General features: G+C 62.3%; 1 protein-coding gene. It reads right to left on the bottom strand.

All coding sequences use genetic code 11. The annotated features are described in order from the left end of the window. Nucleotides 1–56: 56 nt before the first annotated feature. A partial coding sequence (locus HWE04_RS24285) for an uL15m family ribosomal protein (protein ID WP_241813935.1) occupies nucleotides 57–273 on the bottom strand: 217 nt, incomplete at its 5' end.

Genomic DNA, 273 nt, shown 5'->3' with positions numbered 1-273 from the left:
GAACAGGCTAACCCATAAGAGGGGCCGGAGAATCTCCGACCCCTCTCATGACGTGGTTACTTGACGGATCCGCCGGCGGCCACGATCTTCTGCTCGGCAGAACCCGAGACCTTGTCGACCGCAACGGTGAGCTTCACGGCGATGTCGCCGTTTCCGAGAACCTTGACCTTCTCGTTCTTGCGAACGGCACCCTTGGCGACCAGGTCGGTGACGGTGACGTCGCCGCCCTGCGGGTACAGCTCCGCGAGCTTCTCCAGGTTCACGACCTGGTAC

It is taken from the genome of Herbaspirillum sp. C7C2 (assembly GCF_022627865.1).
Taxonomy (GTDB): Bacteria; Pseudomonadota; Gammaproteobacteria; order Burkholderiales; family Burkholderiaceae_D; genus Herbaspirillum; species Herbaspirillum frisingense.
The sequence above is the reverse complement of the archived record's forward strand: the minus strand, read 5'-3'. Positions and strand labels throughout refer to the sequence as shown.